10 protein-coding genes and 1 pseudogene are annotated in these 14983 nt (G+C 68.5%); all 11 read left to right on the plus strand.

Annotated elements, in window-relative coordinates; translation table 11 throughout:
- The first annotated feature begins 130 nt into the window (after positions 1 to 130).
- On the plus strand, positions 131 to 2032 hold the full coding sequence (gene typA / locus SYYSPA8_RS09250) for a translational GTPase TypA (RefSeq protein ID WP_323446538.1): 1902 nt from the start codon (positions 131 to 133) through the stop codon (positions 2030 to 2032).
- An 835-nt stretch (positions 2033 to 2867) separates the two neighbouring features.
- On the plus strand, positions 2868 to 3908 hold the full coding sequence (locus SYYSPA8_RS09255) for an ABC transporter permease (protein ID WP_323446539.1): 1041 nt from the start codon (positions 2868 to 2870) through the stop codon (positions 3906 to 3908).
- A gap of 98 nt (positions 3909 to 4006) precedes the next feature.
- Positions 4007 to 5800 (plus strand): ABC transporter substrate-binding protein, encoded by a 1794-nt coding sequence (locus tag SYYSPA8_RS09260; RefSeq protein ID WP_323446540.1) that lies wholly within the window; start codon positions 4007 to 4009, stop codon positions 5798 to 5800.
- A gap of 119 nt (positions 5801 to 5919) precedes the next feature.
- Complete coding sequence (locus tag SYYSPA8_RS09265) at positions 5920 to 6897, plus strand: ABC transporter permease (RefSeq protein ID WP_323446541.1); 978 nt, start codon at positions 5920 to 5922, stop codon at positions 6895 to 6897.
- 11 nt (positions 6898 to 6908) lie between these two features.
- A complete protein-coding gene (locus SYYSPA8_RS09270; protein ID WP_323446542.1) occupies positions 6909 to 7970 on the plus strand; it encodes an ABC transporter ATP-binding protein in 1062 nt (353 codons plus the stop codon).
- Between the two features lie 13 nt (positions 7971 to 7983).
- Entirely contained in the window at positions 7984 to 9111 is a 1128-nt protein-coding gene (locus SYYSPA8_RS09275) for an ABC transporter ATP-binding protein (protein ID WP_323446543.1), read from the plus strand.
- A 143-nt stretch (positions 9112 to 9254) separates the two neighbouring features.
- On the plus strand, positions 9255 to 10205 hold the full coding sequence (locus tag SYYSPA8_RS09280) for a GNAT family N-acetyltransferase (protein WP_323446544.1): 951 nt from the start codon (positions 9255 to 9257) through the stop codon (positions 10203 to 10205).
- 204 nt (positions 10206 to 10409) lie between these two features.
- The gene (locus tag SYYSPA8_RS09285; protein ID WP_323446545.1) at positions 10410 to 12026 is read left to right on the plus strand and encodes a peptide ABC transporter substrate-binding protein; all 1617 of its coding nucleotides are present in this window, start codon (positions 10410 to 10412) and stop codon (positions 12024 to 12026) included.
- A 36-nt stretch (positions 12027 to 12062) separates the two neighbouring features.
- On the plus strand, positions 12063 to 12986 hold the full coding sequence (locus tag SYYSPA8_RS09290; RefSeq protein WP_323446546.1) for an ABC transporter permease: 924 nt from the start codon (positions 12063 to 12065) through the stop codon (positions 12984 to 12986).
- Entirely contained in the window at positions 12979 to 13968 is a 990-nt protein-coding gene (locus SYYSPA8_RS09295) for an ABC transporter permease (RefSeq protein WP_323446547.1), read from the plus strand. The genes SYYSPA8_RS09290 and SYYSPA8_RS09295 overlap by 8 nt, the downstream gene beginning before the upstream one ends.
- A 44-nt stretch (positions 13969 to 14012) precedes the next feature.
- Positions 14013 to 14981, plus strand: a pseudogene (locus tag SYYSPA8_RS09300) (ABC transporter ATP-binding protein); the annotation flags it as partial.
- Positions 14982 to 14983: the final 2 nt, after the last annotated feature.

Below are 14983 nucleotides of genomic sequence, written 5' to 3' on the forward strand. Positions count from 1 at the left end.
ACCGGGAGGCCCCCCGCGCGAAGGCCCCGTACCATGGGAGTGAGCCGTGGCGCGTCCGCCCCGGCAGGGCGTACGAGCACAACGCCGCAGCACACGCCGCATCCCACGATCGAGAGAAGCGCCAGCCAGCATGCCCACGCGCCACGACATCCGTAACGTCGCCATCGTCGCCCACGTCGACCACGGCAAGACCACCCTGGTCGACGCCATGCTGAAGCAGGCCGGAGCCTTCGCCGCCCACCAGCAGGTCGATGACCGGGTGATGGACTCGAACGACCTGGAGCGTGAGAAGGGCATCACGATCCTCGCCAAGAACACGGCGGTGAAGTACCACCCCAAGGACGGCGGGGCGCCCATCACGATCAACATCATCGACACCCCCGGCCACGCCGACTTCGGTGGTGAGGTCGAGCGCGGCCTGTCGATGGTGGACGCCGTCGTCCTGCTGGTCGATGCCTCCGAGGGCCCGCTGCCGCAGACCCGTTTCGTCCTGCGCAAGGCCCTCCAGGCCCGGATGCCCGTCATCCTCTGCATCAACAAGACGGACCGCCCGGACTCCCGCATCGACGAGGTGGTCAACGAGACCTACGACCTCTTCCTCGACCTGGACGCCGACGAGGACCAGATCGAGTTCCCCATCGTCTACGCCTGCGCGCGCGACGGCGTCGCCTCGCTGACCAAGCCGGCCGACGGCACCGTGCCGGCCGACAGCGACAGCCTGGAGCCGTTCTTCTCCACCATCCTGGAGAGCGTCCCGGCCCCGACCTACGAGGACGACGCGCCGCTCCAGGCCCACGTCACCAACCTCGACGCGGACAACTTCCTCGGCCGTATCGCGCTGCTCCGGGTCGAGCAGGGCGAGCTGCGCAAGGGCCAGACCGTCGCGTGGATCAAGCGGGACGGCACCGTCGCCAATGTCCGCATCACCGAGCTGATGATGACCGAGGCCCTGACCCGCAAGCCGGCCGAGGTGGCGGGCCCCGGCGACATCTGCGCCGTCGCGGGCATCCCCGACATCATGATCGGTGAGACGCTGGCCGACCCGGAGAACCCGATCGCGCTGCCGCTGATCACGGTGGACGAGCCCGCGATCTCCATGACCATCGGCACCAACACCTCGCCGCTGGTCGGCCGGGGCGGCACCGGCAAGGGCGCCGACGCCAAGGCCGCGGTCAAGGACCGCAAGGTCACCGCCCGCCAGGTCAAGGACCGTCTCGACCGCGAGCTGATCGGCAACGTCTCGCTCCGCGTCCTGGACACCGCGCGCCCGGACGCCTGGGAGGTGCAGGGCCGCGGTGAGCTGGCGCTGGCCATCCTGGTCGAGCAGATGCGCCGCGAGGGCTTCGAGCTGACCATCGGCAAGCCCCAGGTGGTCACCCGCGAGGTCGAGGGCAAGGTCCACGAGCCGGTCGAGCGGATGACCATCGACGTCCCCGAGGAGCACATGGGCGCGGTCACACAGCTCATGGGCGTCCGCAAGGGCCGCATGGACAACATGTCCAACCACGGCTCGGGCTGGGTCCGCATGGAGTTCGTCGTGCCCTCCCGGGGTCTGATCGGCTTCCGTACGGAGTTCCTGACCAACACCCGCGGCACCGGTATCGCCCACTCCATCCACGAGGGCCACGAGCCCTGGTTCGGCACCCTGACCACGCGGAACAACGGTTCCCTGGTCGCCGACCGCTCCGGCTCGGTCACCGCCTTCGCGATGACCAACCTCCAGGAGCGCGGTGTCCTCTTCGTGGACCCGGGCACCGAGGTCTACGAGGGCATGATCGTCGGTGAGAACTCCCGCGCCGACGACATGGACGTCAACATCACCAAGGAGAAGAAGCTCACCAACATGCGCTCCTCCTCCGCCGACTCCTTCGAGGCGATCGTCCCGCCGCGCAAGCTGTCGCTGGAGCAGTCGCTGGAGTTCTGCCGCGACGACGAGTGCGTCGAGGTGACCCCTGAGGCGGTCCGCATCCGCAAGGTGAACCTGGACGCCCGCGAGCGCGCCCGCGCCGCCTCCCGCGCCAAGCACGGCTGAGCCGCCGCCGCCCGGCCGGGCGGCGCCGACTGACCGAAAACGGCCCGGCCGTCCCCCTCGCACGGGGGACGGCCGGGCCGTTTGCGTGCGCCCGCCCCGAGGCAGACTCCCCGGGACAGAACGACGATCGCCCGATCCGCGTCAAGAGGTTTTCGTACCCCGTCTGTCCGACTATCGGGCGTAGCTCACCGGAAACTTGTATTAACAGTCCGTTTCGGGGGTGTCTGTCTGCGATCCCTTTGTCCGAATTTTGGTACCCAGCCCCTCGCTGATGTTGCCAAAACGAGATGCTTTAAGTGTGGTTTACAGCCCGAACTTACCCAATAGTTGGCTTCACTGAGCTCGGGTCAACGGGTCATGCGCTGTGGGGAGCGCCGACTCACGAGCACACGGGGTACAAGCTCTTCGCCGTCAGGGGTGTCGGCGGGTGTCATGTGCCCAGCCTTGCAGTGAACACGTGGACTCATGAGGAGGAACCCATGCGCGGTGCCACGAGCGCCAGTGGGGTCGGGTCGTCGCAGATGGCTTGTACGGCCGGTTTCCAGCGCATTCCATCCAGGCCGGCCGCCGACGTCGGCCGCCGATCCTGAGCCCCGGTCAACCGCTCGGCTCGCGCTCCTGAGGGTGGAATCAATCCCTATTGACGCACTTTCCAGTCCTTTTGTCCGTGGTTGAACCACGGGCATGAGGCAGTACGGCCGCACCCGTTCCACGGGGGTGGCCGGCAGGGGGGAAACGTCACACGACAGCTCCGACGGCACGAGTGCACCCACTCGCCGTCGTTCCCGTCGTACGCAGGACCGCGGGTCACCCGACACCCGTGAATGGACACATCATGACCAGTCCAATCGAGACCGAGGCCACGGACGCCTCTGTCACCTTGGACAAGAAGAACGCGACCGAGAACGACGCCGCTGCGGACCCCGCGTCCCACACCGGTCGTTCGCCCGGCCAGCTCATGTGGACGCGCTTCAAGCGTGACAAGGTCGGCATGACCTCCGCCGGCGTCGTGATCTTCTTCTTCGTGATCGCCGCCCTGGCGCCGGTCATCTCCAAGATCTACGGCAAGGACCCGTACACGCTGTACCCGGCCGAGCCGGGCTACGAGAACATCCTCGACGACTTCTCGATGCCGGTGGGCACCTTCGGCGGCGTCTCCGGGGACTTCTGGTTCGGCGTGGAGCCCAACCTGGGCCGTGATGTGTTCACCATGCTGCTCTACGGCATGCGCACCTCGCTCTACATGGCGCTGGTCATCACCTTCCTGTGCGTCCTCACCGGCGTGATCATCGGTATGGTCGGCGGCTACTTCGGCGGCAAGGTGGACTACTGGCTCGGCCGGACGACGGACTTCTTCCTCGCCTTCCCGAACCAGCTCTTCTTCATCGCCTTCATGCCGGTCGTGACCGCGCTCTTCGTCTCCCCGACCGACGAGACCCCCACCTACATGCGGGCCGTCGCCATCATCCTGGTGATGTGGTTCCTGGGCTGGATGTCCATGGCCCGTCTGGTGCGCAGCTCCGTGCTCTCGCTGCGGGAGCGCGAGTTCGTGGAGGCGGCCAAGGTGTCGGGTGCCTCGCGCTGGCGGATCGTCCGCAAGGAGATCCTGCCGAACATCGTCACGCCGATCCTGGTCCAGGGCACCTACACCCTGCCCAGCTCCATCCTCTCGATCGCCTTCCTCTCCTACGTCGGCGTCGGCTTCGTGGAGCCGACCCCCGACTGGGGCCGGATGTTCGCCATCGGTGCAGATGTCTACGAACAGAACCCCGGGTTCATGTTCTTCCCCGGCGTCGCCATGGTGGTCTTCGTTCTGTCGTTCAACCTTCTCGGCGACTCGGTTCGAGACGCGTTCGACCCCAAGACCGGACGGTGACGTCCTAGGGCGGGGGTGGCTGCCGCCCCCGCGCCGGGCAACCGGACGGTCAGGCAGCGATTGATGAATCACAACGGACAGGTAGGTGCAACGAGCACATGAAGCCCCTTAGCTCACGCTCGGTGCGTGCCATAGTCGTCGCTGCCGCGGCCGGCTCCATGGCACTCACCGGTTGCTCCAGCAATGACGGCAATGCCACGGACGAGTCCAAGAAGCAGACGGACGCCGCAGCGCAGTCGAAGCCGGTCAAGTACGGCGACGCCGCCGCTTCCACCGGCCCTGCCGCCGAGGTCCCCGGGGCCAAGAGCGGTGGCACGATCAATGTCTACACGCAGTCCGACCTCTCCCACATGGACCCGGGTCAGATCTACGTCAGTGACGCGGGCCAGTTCGCGAACCTGATCCACCGTGGTCTGACCAACTTCCAGGAGGACGACAAGGGCAACCTGACCGTCGTCGGTGACATCGCCACCGACGCCGGCAAGCCCTCGGCGGACAAGAAGACCTGGACCTACACCCTCAAGGAGGGGATCAAGGACCAGAACGGCAACCTGATCACCTCCGCGGACGTCCGCCACTCCATCGAGCGGATGTACTCGAAGCTGATCTCGGACGGACCGTCGTTCGTCCAGAGCTGGCTCTCGGGCAAGGACTACCGCAAGGCGCTGCCGGACGGCCCCTACAAGGGCAAGAGCCTCCCGGACAGCGTGCTGGCGACCCCGGACGCGAAGACCGTCGTCTTCAAGTTCACGCAGCCGCAGCCCGACCTGCCGCAGGCGCTGGCCATGGCCGGCTACTCCATCGTGCCCAAGAAGGCGGACACGAAGGAGAAGTACGACAAGGCCCCCGTCGCGCTCGGCCCCTACAAGATCGCCGAGTACAAGCCGGGCAAGTCCATCAAGCTGGTCAAGAACGACCAGTGGGACCCGAAGACCGACGCGGTCCGCCACCAGTACGTGGACGGCTACGACTTCACCCTCACCATCGACCAGGGCAGCCAGACCAAGCGTCTGATCGCGGACCAGGGCGAGGCCAAGAACGCCATCCAGTTCACGGACTCGGTCGAGCCCACGATGATCAAGGATGTCGTCACCAAGCCCGAGGTCAACAAGCGCAGCGTCAAGGGCTACCAGCCCTACGTCTGGCAGATGACCTTCAACCTGGACCGCATCAAGGACAAGCGCGTCCGTGACGCGATCACCCACGCGCTCCCGGCCCAGCAGATGATCGCGGCCGACGGTGGCAAGTACGGTGGCGAGGCGGCCGGCGGTCTGATGGGCCCGACGCTGCCCGGCTTCGACCCCTCGTACGACCCGTTCGAGAAGCTGAAGAACCCGAACGGCAACGTGGCCAAGGCCAAGGAGCTGCTGAAGGAGGCCGGCGTCGCGGAGGGCACCAAGCTCACCTACGCGCACTCCAACACGCCGCGTGGCCAGAAGCAGGCCGTCATCATCAAGAAGCGGCTTGAGGAGATCGGCTTCGACGTCCAGTCGAAGGAGATCGACCGCGCCACCTTCTACACCCAGATCGGTGTCGTCAAGAACCAGTTCGACCTCTACATGACCGGCTGGGGCCAGGACTGGCCGTCCCCGTCGACCGTCATCACCCCGGTCTACGACGGCAAGCTGATCTACGACGGCGCGTCGAACTACTCGCACATCAATGACGAGCAGGTCAACAAGGGCATCGAAGAGGCCCTGACCATGGAGCCGACCGCCGCTCTCGCGAAGTGGAAGGAAGTCCACAAGCGGATCGTCGAGGAGATCAACCCGGCCGCCCCGGTCTACTACTCCAAGCAGATCCAGCTCTCCGGCTCCAACGTCGGTGGCGTCAAGTACAGCACCGAGTCGAGCTACATCGACATCAACGACCTGTACCTGAAGCAGCCGTAAGACCGGTCCACAAGACTGAGGTCCACGGATGATCCGTGGGGGTGCGTGCCAGGCGGAGCGCACCCCCACGGGCCCACGTCTCAAAGCCCCGCCGCCTTCGTAGAGAGCAGCCTTCCGCGATGCTTCAGTTCCTCATCCGCAGGTTGACCGGCGCAGTAGTGATCATGTTCTTGATCGGCGCGTTCACGTTCTTCCTGTTCTACACAATCCCCCAGGACTTCGCCCAACTCGCCTGCGGCAAGAACTGCACGCCCCAGAACATCGCGGTCATCCGCGAGAACCTCGGCCTCGACAAGCCGATCACGACCCAGTTCTGGGAGTTCATGGGCGGCATCCTGACCGGCCGGGACTTCGCGCAGGGCCACTGCTCCGCCCCTTGCCTGGGCATTTCCTTCGAGACGAGGGAATTTGTCTGGGACTCCATCGTCGACCGCTTCCCGCTGACGCTCTCGCTCACCGTCGGTGGTCTGGTCATCTTCCTGACCCTGGGCCTCGGCTCCGGTCTGCTCGCCGCCTGGAAGCGCGGTACCCCGCTGGACCGCATCGTCAGCGGCGCCTCCATGGTCCTCAGCTCGTTCCAGATCTACTTCCTCGGCCCGATCGTCCTCGGCATCCTCGTCTACAGCACCGGCTGGATGGAGAACCCGAAGTACGTGCCGTTCACCGAGGACCCGGCAGGCTGGGCCGTCGGCATGCTCATCCCCTGGCTCGTGATGTCGACCATCTTCACGGCCCAGTACACGCGTATGTCCCGCTCGACGATGATCGAACAGCTCCAGGAGGAGCACGTCCGCACCGCACGGGCGAAGGGCATGTCGCAGAAGTACGTGTTCTTCCGCTACGCCTGGCGCGGCTCCCTCACCCCGATCGTCACCATCCTGGGCATGGACCTCAGCGGCCTGCTCGCGGGCGCGGTCGTCACCGAGTTCACCTTCGACCTGGCCGGTATCGGCCGTCTCGCGGTGAACTCCTCGCTCGGCAAGGACCTGCCCCTCACCATGGGCGTGATGCTGTTCGGCGCGTTCTTCATCCTGCTGCTGAACATCCTCGTGGACCTCGCCTACGCCTACATCGACCCGCGCGTGCGCCTCAGCTAGGAGAACCGACCGTGACCACCAAGACCAAGACCGAGGGCACACCGGCCCCGACCGGGCCCGAAGCCTTCCTCTCGGTCCGCGACCTGAGGGTGCGGTTCTCCACCGAGGACGGCATCGTCAGCGCGGTCGACGGGCTCTCCTTTGACGTCGAGCGCGGTAAGACGCTGGGCATCGTGGGCGAGTCGGGCTCCGGCAAGTCCGTGACCAACCTGACCATCCTCGGGCTGCACAACCCGAAGTCCGCCGCCGTCTCGGGCGAGATCTACCTCGACGGCCAGGAACTGGTCGACGCCCCCGAGCGGGAGATGGAGAAGCTCCGCGGCAACAAGGTCGCGATGATCTTCCAGGACCCGCTGACGGCGCTCTCGCCGTACTACACGGTGGGCCGGCAGATCGCCGAGCCGTACATGAAGCACACCGGCGCCTCCAAGAAGGAGGCGAAGGCGCGCGCCATCGAGATGCTGGCCAAGGTCGGCATCCCGCAGCCCGCGACCCGCTTCAACGACTACCCGCACCAGTTCTCCGGCGGTATGCGCCAGCGCGCCATGATCGCCATGGCGCTGATCTGCGACCCCGACCTCCTGATCGCCGACGAGCCGACCACCGCGCTCGATGTGACCGTGCAGGCCCAGATCCTGGACCTGCTCAAGGACCTCCAGCAGGAGTTCGGCTCCGCGATCATCTTCATCACCCACGACCTGGGCGTCATCGCCAACATGGCCGACGACCTGCTGGTGATGTACGGGGGACGGGCCGTGGAGCGCGGCTCCGTGCGCGAGGTGCTCCAGACGCCCAAGCACCCCTACACCTGGGGCCTGCTCAGCTCCATGCCGCGACTCGGGGGCGACCTCGACGAGCCGCTGGTGCCGATCCCCGGCTCCCCGCCGAGCCTGCTCAACCCGCCCCCGGGCTGCGCCTTCAACCCTCGCTGCGGCTTCACGGCCGAGGTGGACGGCGGTCTGTGCACGAGCGAGCGACCGAACCTGCCTGCCGGCCGGGCGGCTGCCTGCCACCTCACGCCGGACCAGAAGCAGTCCATCTTCATCGATCAGATCAAGCCCCGGCTGGGCTAGGAGACGCAGAGACATGAGCGAGAACGTCACTCTGCCCAAGCAGCAGGAATCCAAGGGCCCCGAGAACAAGGGCGAGCCACTGCTCGCCGTCGAGGGCCTCCAGAAGCACTTCCCGATCTACGGCGGCTTCCCCATCCGGCGCCAGGTCGGCGCCGTGAAGGCCGTCGACGGGGTGGACCTGACGGTGTACCCGGGCGAGGCCCTGGGTCTCGTCGGTGAGTCCGGCTGCGGCAAGTCGACCACCGGACGCCTGGTCACCAGGCTGCTGGAGCCGACCGGCGGCACGATCAAGTACGCCGGCCAGGACATCACCCACGCCAGCCGCAAGGAGCTGGCGCCGATCCGGTCCGAGATCCAGATGATCTTCCAGGACCCCTTCTCGTCGCTGAACCCGCGGCAGACCGTCGGCACCATCATCAAGAGCCCGATGGAGGTCAACGGGATCAACCCGGCCGGCGGCCGGGAGAAGCGGGTCCGGGAGCTGCTGGAGACCGTCGGTCTCAACCCGGAGCACTACAACCGCTTCCCGCACGAGTTCTCCGGCGGCCAGCGCCAGCGCATCGGTGTCGCGCGGGCCCTCGCCGTGGAGCCCAAGCTGATCGTCGCGGACGAGCCGGTCTCCGCGCTCGACGTCTCCATCCAGGCGCAGGTCGTCAACCTGCTCCAGGACGTCCAGCGCGAGCTGGGCATCGCCTTCCTCTTCATCGCGCACGACCTCGCCGTGGTCCGCCACTTCTCGCAGCGCGTGGCCGTGATGTACCTCGGCAAGGTGATGGAGGTGGCCGACCGCAACTCCCTCTACACCCACCCGCGCCACCCGTACACGCACGCCCTGCTCTCGGCGGTGCCGGAGGCGGACGTCGACGCGGCGAAGAAGGAGCGGATCCGGCTCTCCGGCGACGTCCCCTCGCCGATCATGCCGCCGTCGGGCTGCCCCTTCCGCACCCGCTGCTGGAAGGCGCAGGACAAGTGCGCGTCGGAGGCGCCGCCGCTGGTGCAGCTCTCGGGCAGCCCCGAGGGGCACCTCACCGCCTGCCACTTCCCCGAGGAGCCCACGCTCCAGCGGACCGAGGACGTGGTCCTGGACCCGGCGCTCGCCGCGCTGGAGGAGGACGGCAAGGGCGAGGGCAAGAAGGGCTGAGGCCTTTCGTTCCCCGATCTCCGGCGATCCCCGGTCACCCTCGCGGTGGCCGGGGATCCCCCTTTTCCGGGGCCATGCGTTCCGGGCCCCGCGGCGGCGAAAATGCGTTGCGGCGGCTCGCGTACGGGCCCGACAGTGAGCGGATGGACCTCACCATTCGCCCCGCCGTACCCGCCGACGCCCCCGTCGTGTGCCGGCTGCTCAACGCCGTGGACATGATCGAGATCGGCCGTGAGGAGACCGACCTCGGCTCGGTGGAGGCCGACCTGGTCCACCCCGAGGCCGCCCTCGCGGAGAACTCGTGGCTCGCCTTCCGGGGCGAGGAGCTGGTGGGCTACGGACTGATGTGGGACGACTCCGGCGCCGACCGCATCGACATGGACCAGTATGTCCTCCCCGGCCACCAGGACGCGGCCGGGCGGCTGCTCGACCTGATGGAGGCGCAGGCCGTCCGCCGCGCCGCCGGCAACGGGGCCGGGCGGGCCGTCGTCCATATGCACCTGAACACCAACCCCACCCTGGACACCGCGCTGATCACCGCCCGGGGCTGGTCGGCCGTCCGCCGCTACCACGTCCTCACCCGGCCGCTCACCCCCACCGCCGACGCCGCCGACCCGGCCCCGGTCCAGGCCGCCCCGGCGGGCCTCACCCTGCGGGACTGCACCGCCGAGGAGGACCGCAGGGCCGCCCACGCCCTGCTCCAGGAGACCTTCGCCGAGCACTTCGACCACCAGCCCCGCGACTACCACAAGTGGCTCGCCGACCTGGGCGAACTGATCGACTGGCCGCTGGTGTGGATCGCCTCCCTCGACGGCCACGGCGATGTCGCCGCCATGGTGACCAGCAACCACCGCACGGCCCACGGCTGGATCAACAACCTCGGGGTCCGCAAGGAGTTCCGCGGCCGGGGCATCGCCGGGCATCTGCTGCGGCACGCCTTCACCGTCTATGCGGAACTCGGCCGCGACAGCATCGGCCTCGGCGTCGACACCGCCAACGAGAGCGGCGCTCTGCGGCTGTACGAGGCCCACGGCATGGCCACCCACTTCGCCGTGGACACCTGGGAAGTGACCCTCCCCGTCCCCGCCGCCTGAGCGGACCTCCCGCATTCCCCCGGGCGCCGCCGTCCCGCTCAGCCGGACGGCGGCGCCCGGCGTGCGCGGTGCCGGGCCCGGGGCGATATTCGGTCCTGAGCGACCGTACGACGGCCGCCGGAGCCCCCGGGCCCCGGCCGGGCCCCGCCGTACGGTCCGCCGCCCACGGAACACGGGAGACACAGGAGACACGGGAGGCACCGGATGCGCCGCACCCCGTACCTCCGGTGGGCCGCACCCCTGCTGGCGCTCGCCCTGGCCGCCACCGGCTGCGGCGGCGGCGCCGGCACCACCCAGGGCGTGGTCAGCGCCTCCTGGGGCGACCCGCCCAACCCGCTGGAGCCCGCCAACACCAACGACGTCCAGGGCGGCAAGGTCCTCGACATGATCTTCCGCGGGCTGAAGCGCTACGACCCGCGCACCGGCGCCGCCCAGGACATGCTGGCCGAGCGGATCGAGACCACCGACTCGACCACCTTCGCCATCACCGTCAAGGACGGCTGGACCTTCAGCAACGGCGAGAAGGTCACCGCCCGCTCCTTCGTCGACGCCTGGAACTACGGCGCCGACGTACGCAACAACCAGCGCAACGCCTACTTCTTCGGCTACATCCAGGGCTACGCCGACGTCCACCCCGACACCGGCGAACCCAAGGCCACCACCCTGTCCGGCCTGAAGATCACGGGCGAGCGGACCTTCTCCGTCACCCTCTCCCAGAAGTTCTCCACCTGGCCCGACACCCTCGGCTACGCCGCCTTCGCCCCCCTGCCCCGGGCCTTCTTCGACGACCACGCCGCCTGGCTGGAAAAGCCCGTCGGCAACGGCCCGTACACCGTCCACTCCTACGCGCGCGGCTCCGCCATGTCGCTGCGGACCCGGGACGACTACCCCGGCCCCGACAAGGCCCGCAACAGCGGCGTCGACCTCATCGTCTACACCGACAACAACACCGCGTACACCTCGCTGCTCTCCGGCAATCTCGACCTCGTGGACGATGTGCCCGCCGCCCAGCTCAAGAACGTCCGCAAGGACCTCGACGGCCGGTACATCAACACCCCCGCCGGGATCATCCAGACCCTCGCCTTCCCCTACTACGACCCGGCGTGGAACACCCCCGGCGGCGCCAAGCTGCGCACCGGGATCTCCCGCGCCATCGACCGGGAACAGATCACCCGGACCATCTTCCGCTCCACCCGCACCCCGGCGAAGGACTGGACCTCACCCGTCCTCGGCACCGACGGCGGCTTCAGCCCCACCCTCTGCGGCGACGCCTGCGTCTACGACCCCGCCGCCGCCCGCCGGCTCGTCGACGAGGGCGGCGGCATCCCCGGCGGCCGGATGACGATCTCGTACAACGCCGACACCGGCTCCCACAAGGAGTGGGTCGACGCCGTCTGCAACAGCGTCAACAACGCCCTCGGCCGCGACAGCGCCTGCGTCGGCAACCCGGTCGGCACCTTCGCCGACTTCCGCAACCAGATCACCCAGTCCCGGATGGACGGCCCCTTCCGGGCCGGCTGGCAGATGGACTACCCACTGATCCAGAACTTCCTCCAGCCGCTCTACTACACCAACGCGTCCTCCAACGACGGCAAGTGGAGCGACCCCGGCTTCGACCGGCTGGTCGACCGCGCCAACGCCGAATCCGACCAGCCGACGGCCGTACGCCTCTTCCAGCAGGCCGAGGAGGTGGTACGGGACCAGATGGCGGCGATCCCGCTCTGGTACCAGAACGGCAGCGCGGGCTACTCGGCACGCGTCGGCAACGTGGCCCTCAACCCGTTCAGCGTGCCCGTCTACAACGAGATCACGGTCGGCTGAGCCGGTCAGCCGGACAGCCGGTCAGCGGGAGGCCCCATGGGACGTTATGTGATCCGGCGACTGCTCCAGATGATCCCGGTCTTCTTCGGGGCCACCCTGCTCATCTTCCTCATGGTCAATGTGATGGGCGACCCCATCCAGGGGCTGTGCGGACAGCGGCAGTGCGACCCCGCCACCGCCGCCCGGCTGCGCCAGGAATTCGGCCTCGACAAGCCCGTCTGGCAGCAATACCTCACCTACATGGGCAATGTCTTCACCGGCGACTTCGGCACCGCCTTCAACGGCCAGCCGGTCACCGAACTGATGGCCGACGCCTTCCCCGTCACCCTCCGGCTCACCCTCGTCGCCATCTTCTTCGAGATCGTCATCGGGATCACCCTCGGCGTGCTCACCGGACTGCGCCGGGGCCGGCCCGTCGACACCTCGGTCCTGCTGCTGACCCTCGTCGTGATCTCCGTCCCCACCTTCGTCACCGGGCTGCTGCTCCAGTTCCTCCTGGGCGTCGAGTGGGGGATCATCAAACCGGCCGTCTCCCCGGCCGCCACCCTCGACGAGCTGATCGTCCCCGGCCTGGTGCTCGCGTCCGTCTCGCTGGCGTACGTCACCCGGCTGACCCGGACCGCCATCGCCGAGAACGCCCGCGCCGACTACGTCCGCACCGCCCGCGCCAAGGGACTGCCGCGCCGCCGGATCGTCACCCGCCATCTGCTGCGCAACTCCCTGATCCCCGTCGTCACCTTCATCGGCGCCGACATCGGCGCCCTGATGGGCGGGGCGATCGTCACCGAGCGCATCTTCAACATCCACGGCGTCGGCTACCAGCTCTACCAGGGCATCGTCCGCCAGAACACCCAGACCGTGGTCGGCTTCGTGACCATCCTGGTGCTGATCTTCCTGATCGCGAACCTGCTGGTGGACCTCCTGTACGCCGTACTCGACCCGAGGATCCGCTATGCCTGAGCCGCTCCCCGACTTCGAGGCCGGGCAGGCGATCGCCCCCACCGGCGCGGGCGGGGGCACCGACCTCGCGCTGACCGAGGCCGAGACGCTGGAGGGCCGGCCGGCCCCCGGCCCCCTGGGCAGCGGGCCCGGCGAGAAACCGCGCAGCCTGTGGTCCGACGCCTGGCGCGATCTGCGCCGCAACCCCGTCTTCGTCGTCTCCGGGCTGATCATCCTCTTCCTGGTGGTCATCTCCATCTGGCCCTCCCTCATCGCCTCCGGGAACCCCCTCCAGTGCGATCTGGCCAAGGCCCAGGAGGGCTCCCAGCCCGGCCACCCCTTCGGCTTCAACGGCCAGGGCTGCGACGTCTACACCCGTACGGTCTACGGCGCCCGCGCCTCCGTCACCGTCGGCGTCTGCGCCACCCTCGGGGTCGCCCTCCTCGGCTCCTTCCTCGGCGGACTCGCCGGCTTCTTCGGCGGCACCGGGGACGCCGTCCTCTCCCGGGTGACCGACATCTTCTTCGGCATCCCCGTCCTCCTCGGCGGACTCGTCCTGCTCTCCGTCGTCACCAGCACCACCGTCTGGCCCGTCATCGGCTTCATGGTGCTGCTCGGCTGGCCGCAGATCTCCCGGATCGCGCGCGGCTCCGTCATCACCGTCAAACAGAACGACTACGTCCACGCCGCCCGCGCCCTCGGCGCCTCCAACACCCGGATGCTGCTGCGCCATATCGCGCCCAACGCCGTCGCCCCGGTGATCGTCGTCGCCACGATCGCCCTCGGGACGTACATCTCGCTGGAGGCGACCCTCTCCTACCTCGGCGTCGGCCTGAAACCGCCCACCGTCTCCTGGGGCATCGACATCTCGGCCGCCTCGCCGTACATCCGCAACGCCCCGCACATGCTGCTCTGGCCCGCCGGGGCGCTGGCGATCACCGTCCTCGCGTTCATCATGCTCGGCGACGCGGTCCGTGACGCCCTCGATCCCAAACTGCGCTGAGCCCCGTCCCCCTCTTGAAGCCGACCGCCGCCGAGGAGCCCGTGATGCTGCTGGACGTCAAGGACCTGCATATCGAGTTCCGCACCCGCGACGGCGTCGCCCGGGCCGTCAACGGCGTCGACTACTCCGTCGAGGCGGGCCGCACCCTCGCCGTGCTCGGCGAGTCCGGCTCCGGGAAGTCCGTCACCGCCCAGGCCGTCATGGGCATCCTGGACACGCCCCCCGGCCGGATCACCCGTGGCGAGATCCGCTTCCAGGGCCGCGACCTGCTGACGATGGGCGAGGCCGAACGGCGCGCGATCCGGGGCCCCGGCATGGCGATGATCTTCCAGGACGCCCTGTCGGCGCTGAACCCCGTGCTCAGCGTCGGCGACCAGCTCGGCGAGATGTTCATCGTCCACCGGGGCGCCAGACGGAAGGAGGCCCGCGAGCGCGCCGTCGACCTGATGGAACGCGTCGGCATCCCCGGCGCCGCCGAACGGGTGCGCCAGTACCCCCACCAGTTCTCCGGCGGCATGCGCCAGCGGATCATGATCGCCATGGCGCTGGCCCTGGAGCCCGCCCTGATCATCGCCGACGAACCCACCACCGCCCTCGACGTCACCGTCCAGGCCCAGGTGATGGAACTCCTCGCCGAACTCCAGCGGGAACTGGGCATGGGGCTGATCCTCATCACCCACGACCTCGGCGTGGTCGCCGACGTGGCCGACCGGATCGCCGTGATGTACGCGGGCAGGATCGTCGAGACGGCGCCCGTCCACGACATCTACCGGGCGCCCGCCCACCCGTACACCCGGGGGCTGCTCCGGTCGATCCCGCGCCTGGACCAGAAGGGGCGGGAGCTGTACGCGATCAAGGGCCTGCCGCCGAATCTGCTGGCCATCCCACCCGGGTGCGCCTTCCATCCGCGCTGCCCCCTGGCCCGGGACATCTGCCGTACGGAGGAGCCGCCGCTGTACGACGTGGCTCCCGGGCGGGCGAGCGCCTGCCACTTCTGGCGGGAGACCCTGGAGCT

This window comes from Streptomyces yaizuensis (assembly GCF_034961445.1).
Lineage (GTDB): Bacteria > Actinomycetota > Actinomycetes > Streptomycetales > Streptomycetaceae > Streptomyces > Streptomyces yaizuensis.